Origin of the sequence: Methyloversatilis thermotolerans, from assembly GCF_000372885.1 — a bacterium.
Taxonomy (GTDB): domain Bacteria; phylum Pseudomonadota; class Gammaproteobacteria; order Burkholderiales; family Rhodocyclaceae; genus Methyloversatilis; species Methyloversatilis thermotolerans.
Genome location: NZ_KB889967.1, coordinates 3,200,624 through 3,216,462, shown reverse-complemented (window position 1 = coordinate 3,216,462; position 15,839 = coordinate 3,200,624). Strand labels below are relative to the sequence as shown.

The window sequence follows — 15,839 nt, the reverse complement described above, 5'->3', positions numbered from 1 at the left end:
CTCACCATTCCAGTCCGGGCATGGCCTTCACGCCGGCCTTGAACGCGTGCTTCACCAGAGTCATGTCGCTCACCGTATCGGCGGCTTCGATCAATTCCGGCGGCGCCGCGCGGCCGGTCACGATGACGTGCTGCATGGCCGGCCGCGCGCGCAGGTCGGCGATGACGGTGGCGACATCGAGATAGCGGTATTTCAGCGCGATATTCAGCTCGTCCAGCACCACCAGACCGATGGCCGGATCGCCCAGCAGCCGGCGCGCCTGCTGCCAGGCCGCCTCCGCGGTGGCGACGTCGCGCGCGCGGCTCTGCGTCTCCCAGGTGAAGCCCTCGCCCGACACATGCCAGCTCACGTCCGGCTGGCGGCGGAAGAAGGCTTCTTCGCCGGTGTCCGAGCGGCCCTTGATGAACTGCACCACGCCCACCTTCATGCCGTGGCCGAGCGCGCGCGCCACCACGCCGAAGGCGGCGCTGGACTTGCCCTTGCCATTGCCGGTGTTCACCACCAGGACGCCGCGTTCGACCTGGGCAGCGGCGATCGCCTGATCCACCACCGCCTTCTTGCGCTTCATGCGCGCCTCGTGCCGCTCATCGATATCGCTCATCACGTCCTCCGCTCATTCCCTTCCTGCGCCGGCACGAAATAGCGCCGGCCCTCGTCGCGCAATTCCTTCAGCGGATGGCAGAAGGCGCGCGACAGCACCTCCGCCTGCAGCACTTCGTCGACCGGTCCGCACAGCCAGGCACCCGCACCGGTCAGCAGCAGTGCGCGATCGGCGAAGCGCAGCACCTGATTCAGATCGTGCAGCACCGCCACCACCGCGCGGCCCTGTTCGCGCGCCAGACGGGCGAACAGATCCAGCGTTTCGATCTGGTAGTCGAGATCGAGATGGGTGACCGGCTCATCGAGCAGGCACAGTGGCGCCTGCTGCGCCAGCAGCGCGGCGATGGCCACACGCTGCCGCTCGCCGCCGGACAAGGAGCGCACCTCGCGCAATTCACGCCCGCGCAGCGACACCGCCGCCAGCGCCTCGAGCGCGATCGCGACATCGGCATCGCTCTCGTCGGCCCAGCGGCCGATGTGCGGATGGCGACCGACCAGCACCGTATCGAGCACGGTCGATGCGAAGTGATCTTCGTGCGACTGCGGCAGCAGCGCACGCCGCTTCGCCAGTTCCCGCGCCGGCCAGGCGCCCGGCGCGCGGCCATCCAGCAGCACGCTGCCAGCAGCAGGTGCGCGCAGGCCGGCGAGCGTCGCCAGCAGTGTGGACTTGCCGATGCCGTTGCGGCCGACGATGGCCAGCAGTTCGCCGGCGCGTACCTCCAGGTCGACGCCCGCGCACAGCACATGGCCGGCCACCGATACATCGACACCGCGCGCGACGAGGGATGCGTGGCCGGCCGTCATCGATGGCGGTTGAGCAGGAACAGGAAGACCGGCACGCCAAGCAGCGCGGTGAGTACGCCCACCGGCAACTGCGCCGGCGCGATGACGGTGCGCGCGGCGGTATCGGCCAGCAGCAGCAGCGCGGCGCCGGCCAGCGCACTGGCCGGCAGCAGCAGGCGCTGGTCATTGCCGAAGGCCAGCCGTATCAGGTGAGGCACGACCAGGCCGACGAAACCGACCGAGCCTACGGTGGTGACCGCGACCGCGGTCAATGCCGACGCCAGCAGATAGACGACGAGCCGCAGCCGCGCCACCGGCACACCGAGCAGTTGCGCCGTCGCATCGCCGCGCGTGAGCAGATTGAGATCGCGCGCCAGCGGCGCGCAGGCGAGCAGACCGGCGATCAGCACGATGGCGGCCACACCGGGGCGGCTGGCGGTGCTGGCGTCGCCCATGAGCCAGAACAGCATGCCGCGCAGCGACTGTTCATTCGCCACCGCGAGGATGAAGGACACCGCGGCGCCACAGCCGGCCGACACGATGACGCCGGTGAGCAGCAGACGGGTGGGCGTGCGGCTGCCCGCGCCATGCGCCAGCCCGAACACCAGCGCCATGGCGGCAAGCGCGCCGGCGAAGGCGGACAGTTCCAGCAAGGCGGACGCCACGCCGAACAGCATGGCCAGCAACGCACCCACCGCAGCGCCACCTGAAATGCCCAGCACATAGGGGTCGGCCAGCGGATTGCGCAGCAGGATCTGCATCAGCGCGCCGGCCAGCGCGAGCAGCCCGCCGCAGGCCGCCGCCGCGATCGCGCGCGGCAGGCGCAGCGTCGCGACGATGGCACCCGCCATGCCGGCATCGCCACCGGTCACCAGGGTCCACAGATCAACCCATGTGACCGGCACGCTGCCCACCGCCAGCGCCAGCACGAATGCCGCCGCGAGCAGCAGCGCAAGCAGCGGCAACACCCACACCCGGCGGCGCCGCAGATCGGCGACCGGCACGGGTACGGTGGCGGCGGAAGCGTGGCTGTCCATCGGGCAAGTATGGCGGTCGTTGGGCGTGATCAGAGGCGCGGCGTGTAGCGCAGGCCGACGAATACCGTGGCGCCCGGGGTCGCATAGCCATAGACGGTGCTGTACTCCCGGTCGGTCACATTGTTCATCCTGCCTTCAAGCGCCAGTTCCGGCGTCACCTTCCATACACCGAACAGATTGATGACCGAGTAGCCGGCCACCCAGTCGCGCTGGCCAGCGGTCGAATACGTATCCCCGACCAGCAGCAGTTCGATGCCCACGCGGCCCCACGCAAGATGCTGCTGCACCATCAGATTGCCGCTCTGCGCCGCGCGCCGACGCAGCCGCAGGCCGGTGTCCTCGTCCTCGGCATGCAGCAGGTCAAGGCTTGCCGACAGTTCGGTGTGGCCGACATAGGTGGATGCGGCGAAGGTTGCGCCGCGCAGCGTCGCATGCGCCACGTTCTGCACCGGCAGATTGGTGCCGGGTGTCTGAATCAGGCCGTCCACGCGATTGTCGTACAGGGTGACCGAAGCGCGTGAGCCACGGCGCTGCCACACCAGCCCCGCCTCCTTGTTGCGCGAGGACTCGGGCCCGACATCGGGATTGCCGAAGTTGGAGCTCGGGCTGTACAGCTCGTTGAACGTGGGCAGGCGGAAAGCCGTGCCATAGCCGGCGTGGATGCGCCACTCGTCGGTGAGGTGATAGCCCCAGGCCGCGTTGCCGGTGCTCTTGCTCTGACCGCCGGAAAACCTGTCATGCCGGCCATTGAGCTGCAGCGTATGGGCGCCGATGCGACCGGACCAGCCCAGTTGCGCGGAATCGATGTCGCGCCGGCGGTCTATCGCGGCGGTATCGACATCCTGGCTGCGATGTTCCACCGCCGCGAACAGCGATCCACCGGCCAGCTTGAGCCGGGCATCCAGCGTGCTGCTGTCCTCGACCGTGCGGAAGGGCGACACGACGCTGGTGATGCTGTCGTAGGAATCGACCGCGCGCGCCACCCGCAGCGTGGTGCTGAAGTCCTCGTTCCAGGACTGGCGGATATGAACGCTGCCGCTGTAGTTCTCGAATTCGTTGCGATCGTCGGTGGTGAGCCGGCTGTCATAGCGGTTGCGGCCGCTCGAGTACAGGAACTGGCTGCCCAGTTCGGTGCCGCGCACCGGCGTGAAACTGACGCTGCCGGAATAGCTGCGGTTGATGTAGCCGTCCAGATCCGGGTTGCGTGAGGAGGCCGAGCGCCGCGAGTTGGAGGCATTGATGCCGTCGGTGCGCAGCACCGATGCGCCAAGCGACAGCCGCCAGCGTTCGTCGCCGCCGCGCAGGAAGGCGCTGGCTTCGTTGGTATCGTGGGTACCGGCGCCGGCGAAGGCATCCAGCGTCATCCCGTCGTCGCTACCGCGCCGGGTGAATATCTGGATCACGCCGCCCACCGCATCGGCGCCATACACCGCGGAGGCCGGACCGCGCACGATTTCGATGCGCTCGATCTGCGACAGCGGCAGGTATTGCAGCGAAGCAGTGCCGGTGGTCGCGGATCCCACGCGCACCCCGTCGATCAGCACGACATTCTGTTTCGATTCGGCGCCGCGGATGTAGTAGTCGCTGCTGGCACCCGGGCCGCCATTGCTGAAGGTCTGCACCCCCGGCTGACGGGCCAGCAGTTCGGTCAGCGTGGACTGGCCGGCCGCCTCGATCTGTTCGCGATCGATGACGGTCACGTCGGACAGCGTGTCCTGTACGCGCTGTTCGGTGCGGGTGGCGGTCACCACGACCGCGTCGAGCGCATGTGCGTCGGCCCGGGCCATCGAAGCGGGCAAGAGGGTTGAAACAAGGACCGATGCGAGTGCAGCGGCCGGCGCGGTGCCGCGCGCAGCCGGCGGGGTGAGGCTTGGCATGTGTTGTCGTGCTCCCTGTGCCGTCGCCCGTCCCCGAACGACAGCCGTGTCATGAAGCCATGACCGGGGAAGACACACAGGCAGCAAGGCCCGGTGACGATGCCACACCCCGGGCATGACCGCTCAGCACGCAAGGCCGGTATCCGGGCTCGTGGCTGCGGTCGATGTCGACCACGGATGTACCGCCTTCCCGGGCAAAGAGCCCAGTGGCATCCGGCACGTCCTGACCACTTACCGTTGCGGGGGCAGCGCAGGCATTGCGAAGGATCCGCTCACCTGCTTCCCGTTTAACTTCCGGCCTGCGCCGGAAGCACCCTGCACGCGTTCCGCCATGGCGGAACAGGCGCGCACGATACCACCACACCCGGCCGCGCCCAAATCCGACCGACGGACGCACGGCGGGCGCAGGCTTCGTTCGAGGGTGCATCGCGGGCAAGCCCGCTCCCACCAAACACCGGCTCCGTTTGTGGTGCGGGCGAGTTCTTGTGGGAGCGGCCTCTGGCCGCGATGCGGCATTGGCACGCCGCAGGCTTCGTTCCAGACTGCAATCGCGGGCAAGCCCGCTCCCACAAAGCCGGGCTGCGGTCGGCCTACAGACCGCACAGACGGTCGATGTCGATTTCGGCCGCCATGCAGTCGGCCAGCCGGTCCAGACTGGCTTCGCGCAGGGCCTGCAGGTCTACGGTGAGCGGACTGTCCAGGCCGGCCCAGGCGAGCAGCGCGCGACAGGCCTCCGGCGTGTCGAACAGGCCGTGCAGATAGGTAGCCAGCAACTGTCCGTCGTCCGATCGCGCGCCATCCGGGCCGTGTTCCAGTTCGAGCGCCGCTTGCGCCAGCGCCGGGCCCTCGCTCACGCCCATGTGTATTTCATAGCCGCGCACCGGCTCGCCGCCGGGCAGCAGCCGTCCGCGCGTGACCCGCAACAGCTTGTCCGGCGCCAGCGTGCTGGCGTAGTCCAACAGTCCCAGCCCCGGCACGCTGCCTGGCGCACCTTCCAGACCCAGCGGATCGTGCAGCACGCGGCCCATCATCTGCATGCCGCCGCAGATGCCGAGCACACGGCCGCCGTAACGCAGGTGGCGCGCGATCTGCGCGTCCCAGCCAGCGGCGCGCAGCGCGGTCAGGTCGGCCTGCACGCTCTTGCTGCCCGGCAGGATGACGAGGTCGCAGGCCGGCAGCGCTCGCGACAGCGGCGCGAACTGGAGGTCGACCTGAGGATGCGCGCGCAGCGCGTCGAAATCGGTGTGATTGCTGATGCGCGGAAACACCGGCACTGCGACGCGCAAGCGTTGCCCGTCGCCGCCGGACTGTTCGGTGCGCAGCGCGTCCTCGGCATCCAGGTGCAAGTCCTTCAGCATCGGCAGCACGCCAAATACCGGCAGGCCGGTACGCCGTTCCAGCCAGTCCTCGCCGCCGCGCAGCAGCGCGCGGTCACCACGAAAACGGTTGATGATGAAGCCGCGCACCAGTGCCCGTTCCTCGTCCGACAGGCAATCCAGCGTGCCGACCAGATGCGCGAACACGCCGCCACGGTCGATGTCGGCGACGATGACCACCGGGCAGCCGGTCGGCAGCGCGAAACCCATATTGGCGATGTCACGGTCGCGCAGATTGATTTCCGCCGGGCTGCCGGCGCCCTCGACCACGACGAAGTCGTACTGCGCGGTGAGTCGCTGCCAGGACTGCATGACCGCATCCATCGCGATGCGCTTGTAGTCGTGGTAGGCACGCGCTTCCATATTGGCCAGCGCGCGACCCTGCACGATCACCTGCGAGCCGGTATCGGAATTGGGCTTGAGCAGCACCGGGTTCATGTCGGTGTGCGGCGCCAGCCCGCAGGCCTGCGCCTGCAGCGCCTGGGCGCGGCCGATCTCGCCGCCATCTTCGGTGACCGCGCTGTTCAGCGCCATGTTCTGCGGCTTGAACGGCGCAACGCCGACGCCGCGCCGGTGCAGGATGCGGCACAGGCCGGCCGCCACCGTGCTCTTGCCGGCATCGGAGGTGGTGCCCTGCACCATGAGCGCGCGCCCGGACAGTCGACTCATGACGCAAGCAGCGGACCGAGGCGTTCGCGCAACTGCGCCGCCGCACGGTCGCTGGCCACCAGCACCAGCTTCATCATCGCCCGCGTGGCACCGACGAACAGCTTGCGCAGTACGCGCTCGTCCAGCGTGTCGAAGTCGATCTCGGCGAGGATGACCGCGGGCGCCGACTGCCCCTTGAAGCGATACACCGATTCGATCAGCACCTCGCCATCCTTGTATTCGGGCTGGCCCAGCAGGTCGTACTGGCCGGTGAAGCTGCGCAGCGCATTGGCGCCCAGCCTGTCGTGCTTGAGCAGTTCCGACTGTTCGCGGCCGCGCCAGCTGATGATGGCGACATCCGGCGCGTGAAAGCCGGCGGCGAAACACAGCCGTATCGCTTCCTTGACGCGCTGGGTCAGCGAGTGTGCCGCGTCGACCGACAGCAGCACCACGTCGTCCGCATCGAAGGGAGACGCCGCCTCGATGCGCTCAACACCCGGCATGACGCCTTCCATCAGCGTCTGCAGCATGCGCACCACCGGTCGCGGGCTGCGGAAATTGCTGTGCGCATGCAAGGTGACCCAGCCCGGCAAGGCAATCGGCGTGCGCCCGTAAAGATTCTGCATCGGGTCTTCCAGCCAGATGCGCCGCGCATGCGCATCGGCGTGGCGCCACAGCGGATCGGCCCATTCGGCGGCGAAATCCTGGCCTTCATCGACGATGAGCGCATCGAAGCGCAGATCGTCCGGCACCGGCAGTTCGGCGGCGCGCGCGATCAGGGCATCGAAGGCATCCGGTCGCGCGTAGTCGGGCCGCTCGCCATGCGCGGCGAGCACGCGTTCGCACAGGTGATGGAAGGTGCAGGCCAGCCCGCCCTCGGGCGCGATGCGCGCAAGATGATCGGCCAGCGGGCGGTTGAAACAGACATACAGCGGCCGACCGCCCGCCGCGAGCGTGGCGCTGTATTCGGTCAACGCGAGCTGGGTCTTGCCGGAGCCGGCGGTACCGACGACACGCAGATGGAAGGGCTGGAAATCCAGCGATCGCGCCCACTGCGTGAGTCCGCCCGACACGCGCGTGATGCGCTCGCGCGCCATGCCAAGTCGCGCCGACACATCGGGTTCGAGACGGATTTCGTCGCGCAGGAAACGATGTACCTCGGCTGCTCGCGGCGCCGGGTCCGCTTCGGGCAACACGGCGCGTATGCGCGCGACAAGCTGGTCGCGCAGCGCGGCGTCGATGATGCGCTCCGGGTCCAGGCCCGCAGCATGCGGCTGCCGCACGAAGTGATCAGGACAGTAGAGCAGGTACTCGATGCGCGGCGCTGTCTCGCCCAGCCGCTGCCCGAGACGCGACTGCAGGGCGTGGCGCGAGCGCGCGATGCCCATCGCCACGCTGCGGCTGCGACCACGGCGGCGCGAACTCAGGCCCTGCGGACCCTCCTCCAGGAAGCCGCTGCGTTGTTCGATGGCCAGCAGGTCACCGGCGGCATTCACCACGACGAAATCGATGTCGCCATAGATGGAAAAGCCGCTGTCGTCGAGGCGCGTCCAGTGCACGCCGTGATAGACCGTGTAGCCGGATGGCAGGCCGCGTTCGAGCAGCGCGAGGGTCGCCAGCTCGCGCTCCGCGGCGCTGCCGGCATCGCCTCCTGCCAGCTCGCGCCAGCCATCGGGAACGACCTTGGCCACTCTTCCATCCATCCCGGAAAAAACCGCGAGCTTACACGTACGCTGCAGCGAACCCTCACGCGCCGATTTATCCACAGCTTCTGTGGACAATCGCCCTCGGTTTCATCGCCCCGCCGCGCGGGCTAAAGGAGTCAATAGGGTTGCTGCATTTTTGAGCAACTGTACGTGTATGGATAATCTGCACCACCTGGCCGCCGATGTCAGGGTATCGCCCCCCCGGCGCGATCGCTTCATCCACAGCTTCTGTGGACAACCATGTGAGCGGAAAATGTATAGCGCCGGCAAACGACCACTGCATGCGGCTGTCAAGCGCCCTGCCTGTTTTTTGGGCAGGTGTCACATGAACGGTCGTACGCCGATCAGGGGCTGATGCAGCCAGAACGCGAACACCGCCCAGGCGATCACGCCTACAGACAGCACCACGACGTCGCTGCGCGATGTGGCCGGCGGTCCTTTCCGCTTCTCCGGCGTCTCGCGCCGGTACAGCAGCACGAAGGACAGCAACCCGGACAGCAACAGGCTGCCGAACAGCAGAAGGTCACCCAGCGTGCCATTCGCCCACAGGTGTCCGGCCGCCCACCATACTACCGCGGCAGCCAGGGGCTGGCGCACACGCCGGGCGATGCGTGAGCCCGGCACCACGGCCGCCGCCAGCAGTATGAAACTGAGCAGCATGCAGGCCCCGGTCAGGTGCGCCGCGCCGGCAGGCGGCAGCCACAGCCAGACCGGCCCTTCCCGCCGCACGGCAGCGTAGCCAGCCACCACCAGGACCAGCCCGAGCGAGGACACGCTGGAATGCAACAGGTGCCAGGCGCCCGCCCCGGCACGTTCGATCACGCGCGCACGCAGGCCAGGAGCGAGCGGCCGCAGCGCATGGACTGCGATGACGCAGCACAGCCCTGCAATGAGCATGATCAAGAAGCGGCCCTCCATGGCGAAGCGATGACGGATCAGTCCTACACCGGCCGCTGTTGGCGGATGACAGGCGGAAAAGGGCGGGCCCGCAATACTGCCACCATGCCAAGACGAAGGGGATTCCGATCATGACCGGACGTATCCTGACCACCACTCTCGCTGTTGCGCTCGCCGCCGTTGCGCTGTTTGCCGCCTATCAGACCGGGCGCATCGACAGCGGCGCGGATGCGACGCACGTGGCCTTGTCCCCGCTGGACGGACGCGAGGTATTCGACGAGGACGGCGCCACGCTGGGCGTGGTTGAACAGACCGTGGCCGCACGCCACGGCGAGCGCGGTGCGCGCTACGCGATGGTTCGCGTGAGCCGCGGCCAGGATGCGGGACTGCGTCTGGCCATCCCTGAATACCGTCTGCAGCCGGTGGAGGACGGACTCATGCTGTCCGTCGATGTGGACGAGGAAGGCGATTTCCAGCCCACCATGGCCCAGCTCCGCAACCGCACCTGATATCCCTCACCCGACCTCCAGGAGAGTTCGTTCATGCGCAAACTGATCACACTCATCACGCTGTGCGCCGGCTTCGCACTCGCCGGCTGCAACACGATTGCCGGTGCCGGCAAGGACATCGAAGCCGGCGGCGAAAAGGTGCAGGACACCGCCCGCGACGTGCAGCGCAAGATGTAGCGGGCCGCACGCGGGGTTCCCGCGCCGGCGCTTCACCGTTGCTCCCTCCTCCTTGCGATGGCCCGGTTCGACCTGAACCGGGCTTTTTTTTTCATCGCATGCGCGTTGCGGTTGGCCCGGAGCCCGACTCCTGGTACTCGACATCGCCCTCGCGCGCCCACACCCAGTGCGGTACGCCAGCCGGCGCCTCGTACAGCATGCCGGCCGGCACCGCGATGGCTGCCGCCTCGTCCATGGTGTCGCCAAAGCCGACGTGGAGAGTGCCGGACAGCACCGTGGTGTAGCGGCGGTCCGGATGGGTATGCGGCGGCACGCGGCCACCGGCGGCCAGCTTCACGCGCAGCACATAGGGGCCGGGCAGTGTCTCGTCACCTGCCAGCCAGGCCGCGCGCAAGCCGGGCAGCGATGGCGGCGCGAACCAGCGCGCAAGTGCCGGATCCAGCGCTTGCGGCGAGGGATCCGCGACCGCGGCGAAGGCGGCAAGCAGAAGGGCCAGAGGGAGCGCAGTGTGCATGGTTGCGTTGCTGATGCCGCTGGCGATCACTGTCCGCGGTCGCTGCGCAGCGGGCTGTGCCCGTTGCTGGCGCGGCTGCGCTCGCAGGCATCCAGTGCGTCGGCGGCCAGTTGGCGGCCGATGGCGATGAGCGGTGTCGCGAGATGGAATTCATGGAAGGCGCAGGTGTTCTTCGGCACCGATATCACGACGTCCGGCCAGAAAGCCGCCAGATGCTGGCGGGTGATCGCCGCCTGCATGGTTTCCAGCGAGCGCATGAGCACGGCCGACATGGCGATGCCGGTTTCCACCGGCCGGTTGTCCCCCCCGCCGCCTCCGGGCAGGTATCCGCGCAGCCGCGCGAACAGCCCCGGACCTTCGTCGGGTGCCGCCTTCTGCAACGCGGCCGACGCCACCACCTCGCCATTCAGGTCGACCACCACCGTCAGATCGGTCAACGTGCGCTGAGTGGGTGCCACCGGGACCGGATTCAGCACGCCGCCATCGACCAGCATGCGGCCGCGGTAGCTGTGCGGGGTGAAGATGGAAGGCACTGCCATCGAGGCGCGCATGGCCTCGAACAGCGATCCGTCGGTGAACCATACTTCGCGGCCGCGTTCGATATCGACCGCCACCGCGGTGTAGTCCAGCGGCAGATGCTCGATGTCGCATTCGCCCACCAGTTCGCGCAGCCGGCCCATGAGCAGTGCGCCGCGTATCGGTCCGCCGCCGGACAAGGTCCAGTCGAGCAAGCGGAACAGGTCGCCCTGCGCCAGCCCGGTCACCCAGGTTTCGTACGCATCCAGCCCGCCGGCGGCATAAATGCCGCCCACCACCGCGCCCATGGATGAGCCCGATACCGCGCGGATGTCGTAGCCGCGCGACTGCAGCTCGCGGATGACGCCGATGTGTGCGAAGCCACGCGCACCGCCCGAGCCGAGCACAAGGGATACCGTCCTGTTGCGCTGTGTTTGCATGCGCGCAGTGTAGCGCCGGCCGGCGCTCAGGCGGTCCCGCCGGACAGATCGAGGCAGGTCAGATGCAGGCGCAGATCGAATTCGTACTGGTGATAGCGCGGCTCCATGTGGGTACACAGCGCGTAGAAGCTCTTGTCGTGATCGCGCACCTTCAGGTGGGCCAGTTCGTGCACCACGATCATCTTCAGGAACTCGGGCGGACCGTCGCGGAACAGGGAGGCGACGCGGATTTCCCGCTTGCTCTTGAGCCGGGCGCCCTGCACGCGTGACACCGTGGTGTGCGTGCCGAGCGCGCGTGCGGCCAGCCCGAGACCGCTGTCGTAAGTCACGCGGGCGAGCGGCGGCGCGGTGCGCAGATAACGGTTCTTCAAGTCGAGCACGTAGTCGTACAGCGCGGCATCGCTGCGCACCGCGTGGCGCTCGGGGTAGCGCCGCAGGAGATGACCGGCCAGATCATCGCGCGCGATGAGTGCGCGCACCTGTTCCTGGATGTGGGCCGGATAGGCCGCAAGGTACTTCAGCGGCGGCATCAGGCGACACGGTTGGCCGCCTTGCGCGGCCGCTCGGCGGCCAGCACCCGTTCCGCGTCCAGCGACGAGATCGCCACCCGGGTGTCGGCCGGAATCGCCCCGGCGAGCTGCAGCGCCATGTAACGGCCACAGCACACGCGCAGGAAGGAGGTGAAATTGGCCGGCAGCAGATGGCCGCCGCCGGCCTCGGCCAGCTCGTCATACAGTTTGGAAATGAGCCGTGGCAAGGTGAGGCCGTCGCGTGCGCCGATCTCCTCGAGGATGTCCCAGAACTGGTTCTCCAGCCGTATGCTGGTGGCGACACCGCGCAAGCGCATGGAGCGGCTGCGCATCACATACAGTTCTGAATCGGCGCGAATGAAGATCTGGCACATGGGGGCTTACCTCCTGCCCCTATTGTAGACAGTGTGAGGTGCGGGGCGCGAACGCCCCGCATCGCACCTATTCGATGCGCGTGCCGAGCACAGCCAGGAACTGGCCGATCCAGGCGGGATGCGCCGGCCAGGCAGGTGCGGTGACCAGATTGCGGTCGGTGACCGCGGCGTCGATCGCGACTTCCGCGTAGCGGCCGCCAGCCAGCTCCACCTCGGCGCGGCAGGCCGGATAGGCCGAGCACAGACGCCCTTCGAGCACTTTCGCACCCGCCAGCAACTGCGCGCCGTGGCAGATCGCGGCGATCGGTTTGTCGGCCAGCGCGAAGTGGCGCACGATGGCCAGCACCTTGTCGTTCATGCGCAGATATTCCGGTGCGCGGCCGCCCGGAATCACCAGGGCGTCGTAATCCTCCGGCTTGACCGCATCGAAGCTCGCATTGAGCGCGAAATTGTGGCCGCGCTTCTCGGAATAGGTCTGCTGGCCTTCGAAGTCGTGGATGGCAGTCGCCACCGACTCGCCCGCCTTCTTGTCCGGGCACACCGCATGCACGGTATGTCCCACTGCCTGCAGCGCCTGGAAAGGCACCATGATTTCGTAGTCCTCTACGAAGTCGCCGGCCAGCAACAGAATCTTCTTCACTTTCATGTCCGTCCTCCTCGGGTATGCGCATCTCGGGCGCGGATGCATACCGTGCCAAGGAGCGGACATTGCCGGGTGGTAACCGGTTAACACATGAACCCAGCCCCCGGTCGCGGTTCGGGGCACGCTCTTGTGGGAGCGGCCTCTGGCCGCGATGCGGCGCTTGAAGGCCGCGGGCTTCGTTCCAGGCCGCAATCGCGGGCAAGCCCGCTCCCACCAAACACCGGCTCCGTTTGTGGTTCGGGCGAGTTCTTGTGGGCGGCCTCTGGCCGCGATGCGGCGTTTGAAGGCCGCGGGCTTCGTTCCGGGCCGCAATCGCGGGCAAGCCCGCTCCCACCAAACACCGGCTCCGTTTGTGGTGCGGGCGAGTTCTTGTGGGAGCGGCCTCTGGCCGCGATGCGGCATTGGCACGCCGCGGGCTTCGTTCCAGGCTGCAATCGCGGGCAAGCCCGCTCCCACCAAACACCGGCTCCGTTTGTGGTTCGGGCGAGTTCTTGTGGGAGCGGCCTCTGGCCACGATGCGGCATTTGCACGCCGCAGGCTTCGTTCCAGGCCGCAATCGCGGGCAAGCCCGCTCCCACCAAACACCGGCTCCGTTTGTGGTGCGGGCGAGTTCTTGTGGGAGCGGCCTCTGGCCGCGATGCGGCATTGGCACGCCGCAGGCTTCGTTCCAGGCTGCAATCGCGGGCAAGCCCCCGCTTGTATGTTCTGCCGTGGCAAGCGTAGGAATAGCTTGTCGGGCGGAGGGACCCAGTCCGGATCTGACGGCAAGCACGTACAGACAGTGGGAGAGATGTCCCGCCCTCACCCCAAGCACCGATCAGGAATCCATCGGACCGTGACCGCGGTACCGTCCATACCCTGCAAGCCAGTGCTGTGGTGAATCCCGACAAGCCTTTTGAACCTTAGTCGGGAGGATCCCATCGTGACAAGTCAGAACGAGGCAGTGTGCTTTGGCATCGACGTCTCCAAGCACTGGCTGGACATCGCCGAGCATCCCAGCGCGCAGGTAACGCGCGTCGACAACACCGCTGCGGCCATCCGCGGCTGGTTGCGCACGCTGCCCAGAGGTGCCCAGCGCATCGCCTGCGAATCGACCGGCAGCTATCACTGCACGCTCGTCAAGTTGCTCATCAAGGCCGGGCATCAGGTGTTTCTGATCGACGGCTTCAAGCTGTCCAGGTACCGCGACACCGTGGGCCAGCGCGCCAAGACCGATCGGCACGACGCACGCCTGATCGCCCGCTACCTCGCGCACGAGGGCACGGATCTGCGTCCGTTCTCGCTCCCGGCGCCCGCGGTCACAGAACTGCGCTGCCTGCTGCGTCGTCGCGCAACCGTGGTACGCAGCCTGGGTCGCATCCGTCAGAGCATGGAAGATCTGCCCGGCTTTGCTCGCGAAGTGCGTGTGGCTCTCGCGCGGCTCACCGCCTTGATCAAACGGTTCGAACAGCGCATCGCCTCGCTGATCAACGAGAGCGGATGGACTGAACCGTACCGGCGCATCCTGAAGATCGAAGGCGTCGGCGCGCTCACCGCCGCCGGCCTGTGCGCGATGTTCCATCGCGCTGCCTTCAGCGGTGCGGACGCCTTCATCGCCTTCCTTGGCATGGACGTCAGCGTGCGCGATTCGGGCAAGAAGACCGGACGCCGTGCGCTGAGCAAGAAGGGGGACTCGGAGATGCGCCGCCTGCTCTACAACGCCGCCATGGCGGCCAGCAGATCCACGACCTGGCAGCCGTTCTACCAGCGCATGCTCCAGCGCGGATTCAGCCGCACCCAGGCGCTGGTTGCGCTGGCAAGAAAACTCGCTCGCGTTGCCTTCTCTGTGATGAAGAACGCGGCCGACTATGTCCCGAAACAACACGAAAACGCTTGCGGCGGAACATAGAATCTCCCACCAAACCTCCGGCTCCGTTCGAGGGCGGTCGCTCAGTCCCTGAAGGCCTCGACCGGGATCTTGATCACCACCTCGTCGGCGATGCTGGGCACGTACTTGGTCATGCCGAATTCAGAGCGCTTGATCGTGGTGCTCACATCCGCCCCGCACAGCGGCTTCTTGTTGATCGGGTGGGTGCCGCAATTGAAACCCTTCACCTCCAGGCGTATCGGCCGCGTCACGCCCAGCAGCGTGAAATCGCCGTCGGCGCCGACCAGCTTGTCGCCATCGAAATGCAACCTGGTCGACTTGAAATTCATGGTCGGGAATTTCTCGACATTGAAGAAATCCTCGCTGCGCATCTGCTTGTCCCAGGCGTCCATGCCCATGTCTATCGACGCGCTGTCGATCGAAATGTCGATGCTGCCGCTTTTCTGTTCCGGCACCAGCATGATCTTTCCGGTGACATTGTTGAAGCGTCCGCGCTGAGTGGAAAAACCCAGATGGTTGATCTCGAACACCGGAAAGGTGTGGCGCGAATCTATCGTATAGCTGTCCGCCGCCATGGCGGCGGATGTCATGGTGAAGCCGGCACAGCAGGCGAGCAGCAGACTGGAAATCCTGGTCATCGTGAGCGCTCCGTCAGAAGGTGAGAAAGGAAGCGGCGGGAGGCGCGGAAGGGGCCGCGCCGGGCAGGATCACTTTCCCGCCACGGTGAGCCGGAAACGGATCTGCACTTCATCGGCCACCACCGAGGTATCGCCCCAGGCACCGGTGCCAATGCCATAGTCAAGGCGCTTGATCGGGAAACTGCCTTCAAGCACGGCCATCGCACCGTCCTGCTTCAGCGTGAACGGGGCGCTGACTTCACGCGTCTTGCCCTTGATGCTCATCTGGCCGCGCACCTCGAACTTGCCGCCGCCCAGAGACTTCACCGCCGAGGACACGAAATGAGCGGTGGGGAACTGCTTCACGTCGAACCAGTTCTTGCCCTTCACCTCGTCGTTCGCTTCCGGGCCTCCGGCATCTATCGACGCGACATCGATGTCCAGTGTGGCCTTGCCCGCTTCCGGCTTTGCCGGATCGAAATCCAGCGTCGCGGAAAAGCGCTTGAAACTGCCATCCACCGACACCCCCATCTGCTGCGACACGAATGCCAGACGGCTCTTGTCCGGCAGGATGCGCGTATAGGTCACGGCGGAGGCCGCGGCGGCAAACGCCATGCCCGACACGAGCACGACCGCACGGCAAGCCGAGGTTGCTGAAATCCACTTCATGAAAACTCCGTTGGCTGCTGTCTGGAATGCTTCTGGATACGGACTGACTGTGGGGCCGG

General features: G+C 67.1%; 17 protein-coding genes and 1 riboswitch. Of the genes, 3 read left to right on the top strand and 14 right to left on the bottom strand.

What is annotated here, in order from left to right; translation table 11 throughout:
- Position 1: 1 nt before the first annotated feature.
- The 7 genes from cobO to A3Q7_RS0114595 all read right to left on the bottom strand — a co-directional run bounded on the left by cobO (position 2) and on the right by A3Q7_RS0114595 (position 8,924).
- On the bottom strand, positions 2–601 hold the full coding sequence (gene cobO, locus A3Q7_RS0114625; protein ID WP_026224864.1) for a cob(I)yrinic acid a,c-diamide adenosyltransferase: 600 nt from the start codon (positions 599–601) through the stop codon (positions 2–4).
- Entirely contained in the window at positions 601–1,404 is an 804-nt protein-coding gene (locus A3Q7_RS0114620; RefSeq protein ID WP_018412645.1) for an ABC transporter ATP-binding protein, read from the bottom strand. Before A3Q7_RS0114620 ends, cobO begins: the two co-directional genes overlap by 1 nt.
- Entirely contained in the window at positions 1,401–2,420 is a 1,020-nt protein-coding gene (locus tag A3Q7_RS0114615) for a FecCD family ABC transporter permease (RefSeq protein WP_018412644.1), read from the bottom strand. The genes A3Q7_RS0114620 and A3Q7_RS0114615 overlap by 4 nt, the downstream gene beginning before the upstream one ends.
- A 29-nt stretch (positions 2,421–2,449) precedes the next feature.
- Positions 2,450–4,297: a TonB-dependent receptor domain-containing protein gene (locus A3Q7_RS0114610; protein WP_026224863.1), complete on the bottom strand. Its 1,848-nt coding sequence runs from the start codon at positions 4,295–4,297 to the stop codon at positions 2,450–2,452.
- 117 nt (positions 4,298–4,414) lie between these two features.
- Positions 4,415–4,630, bottom strand: a riboswitch (cobalamin riboswitch).
- Positions 4,631–4,887: 257 nt separating this feature from the next.
- Positions 4,888–6,342, bottom strand: coding sequence for a cobyric acid synthase (locus tag A3Q7_RS0114605; RefSeq protein ID WP_018412642.1), 1,455 nt, complete (start codon positions 6,340–6,342; stop codon positions 4,888–4,890).
- Positions 6,339–8,012 carry an ATP-binding domain-containing protein gene (locus tag A3Q7_RS0114600; protein WP_018412641.1) on the bottom strand — a complete coding sequence of 558 codons (1,674 nt, stop codon included), beginning with the start codon at positions 8,010–8,012 and terminating at the stop codon, positions 6,339–6,341. The genes A3Q7_RS0114605 and A3Q7_RS0114600 overlap by 4 nt, the downstream gene beginning before the upstream one ends.
- 336 nt (positions 8,013–8,348) lie before the next feature.
- Complete coding sequence (locus tag A3Q7_RS0114595) at positions 8,349–8,924, bottom strand: NnrU family protein (RefSeq protein WP_232418087.1); 576 nt, start codon at positions 8,922–8,924, stop codon at positions 8,349–8,351.
- 131 nt (positions 8,925–9,055) lie between these two features.
- On the opposite strand from A3Q7_RS0114595, the gene A3Q7_RS0114590 reads away from it, so the two are divergent.
- Positions 9,056–9,433: a hypothetical protein gene (locus A3Q7_RS0114590; RefSeq protein WP_018412639.1), complete on the top strand. Its 378-nt coding sequence runs from the start codon at positions 9,056–9,058 to the stop codon at positions 9,431–9,433.
- 33 nt (positions 9,434–9,466) lie between these two features.
- On the top strand, positions 9,467–9,610 hold the full coding sequence (locus A3Q7_RS0114585) for an entericidin A/B family lipoprotein (protein WP_018412638.1): 144 nt from the start codon (positions 9,467–9,469) through the stop codon (positions 9,608–9,610).
- A 91-nt stretch (positions 9,611–9,701) separates the two neighbouring features.
- Here A3Q7_RS0114585 and A3Q7_RS0114580 read toward each other — a convergent pair whose 3' ends face one another.
- From A3Q7_RS0114580 to A3Q7_RS0114560, 5 genes are all read right to left on the bottom strand, one after another.
- Positions 9,702–10,124 carry a cupin domain-containing protein gene (locus A3Q7_RS0114580; protein WP_040570990.1) on the bottom strand — a complete coding sequence of 141 codons (423 nt, stop codon included), beginning with the start codon at positions 10,122–10,124 and terminating at the stop codon, positions 9,702–9,704.
- Between the two features lie 26 nt (positions 10,125–10,150).
- Positions 10,151–11,080, bottom strand: a complete 930-nt coding sequence (locus tag A3Q7_RS0114575; RefSeq protein WP_026224861.1) for a patatin-like phospholipase family protein — start codon at positions 11,078–11,080, stop codon at positions 10,151–10,153.
- A 26-nt stretch (positions 11,081–11,106) separates the two neighbouring features.
- On the bottom strand, positions 11,107–11,610 hold the full coding sequence (locus tag A3Q7_RS0114570; protein ID WP_018412635.1) for a M48 metallopeptidase family protein: 504 nt from the start codon (positions 11,608–11,610) through the stop codon (positions 11,107–11,109).
- A complete protein-coding gene (locus A3Q7_RS0114565; protein WP_018412634.1) occupies positions 11,610–11,984 on the bottom strand; it encodes a ribbon-helix-helix domain-containing protein in 375 nt (124 codons plus the stop codon). The genes A3Q7_RS0114570 and A3Q7_RS0114565 overlap by 1 nt, the downstream gene beginning before the upstream one ends.
- A 67-nt stretch (positions 11,985–12,051) precedes the next feature.
- Positions 12,052–12,630 carry a DJ-1/PfpI family protein gene (locus A3Q7_RS0114560; RefSeq protein WP_018412633.1) on the bottom strand — a complete coding sequence of 193 codons (579 nt, stop codon included), beginning with the start codon at positions 12,628–12,630 and terminating at the stop codon, positions 12,052–12,054.
- A 940-nt stretch (positions 12,631–13,570) separates the two neighbouring features.
- Between A3Q7_RS0114560 and A3Q7_RS0114555 the strand changes: the two genes are divergently transcribed.
- The gene (locus tag A3Q7_RS0114555; RefSeq protein ID WP_018412632.1) at positions 13,571–14,515 is read left to right on the top strand and encodes an IS110 family RNA-guided transposase; all 945 of its coding nucleotides are present in this window, start codon (positions 13,571–13,573) and stop codon (positions 14,513–14,515) included.
- A 41-nt stretch (positions 14,516–14,556) separates the two neighbouring features.
- Here the strand turns inward: A3Q7_RS0114555 and A3Q7_RS0114550 are convergent, their stop codons facing one another.
- Together A3Q7_RS0114550 and A3Q7_RS0114545 are read right to left on the bottom strand one after the other, a co-directional pair.
- On the bottom strand, positions 14,557–15,132 hold the full coding sequence (locus A3Q7_RS0114550) for a YceI family protein (protein ID WP_018412631.1): 576 nt from the start codon (positions 15,130–15,132) through the stop codon (positions 14,557–14,559).
- Between the two features lie 69 nt (positions 15,133–15,201).
- Positions 15,202–15,780, bottom strand: a complete 579-nt coding sequence (locus tag A3Q7_RS0114545) for a YceI family protein (protein WP_018412630.1) — start codon at positions 15,778–15,780, stop codon at positions 15,202–15,204.
- Positions 15,781–15,839: the final 59 nt, after the last annotated feature.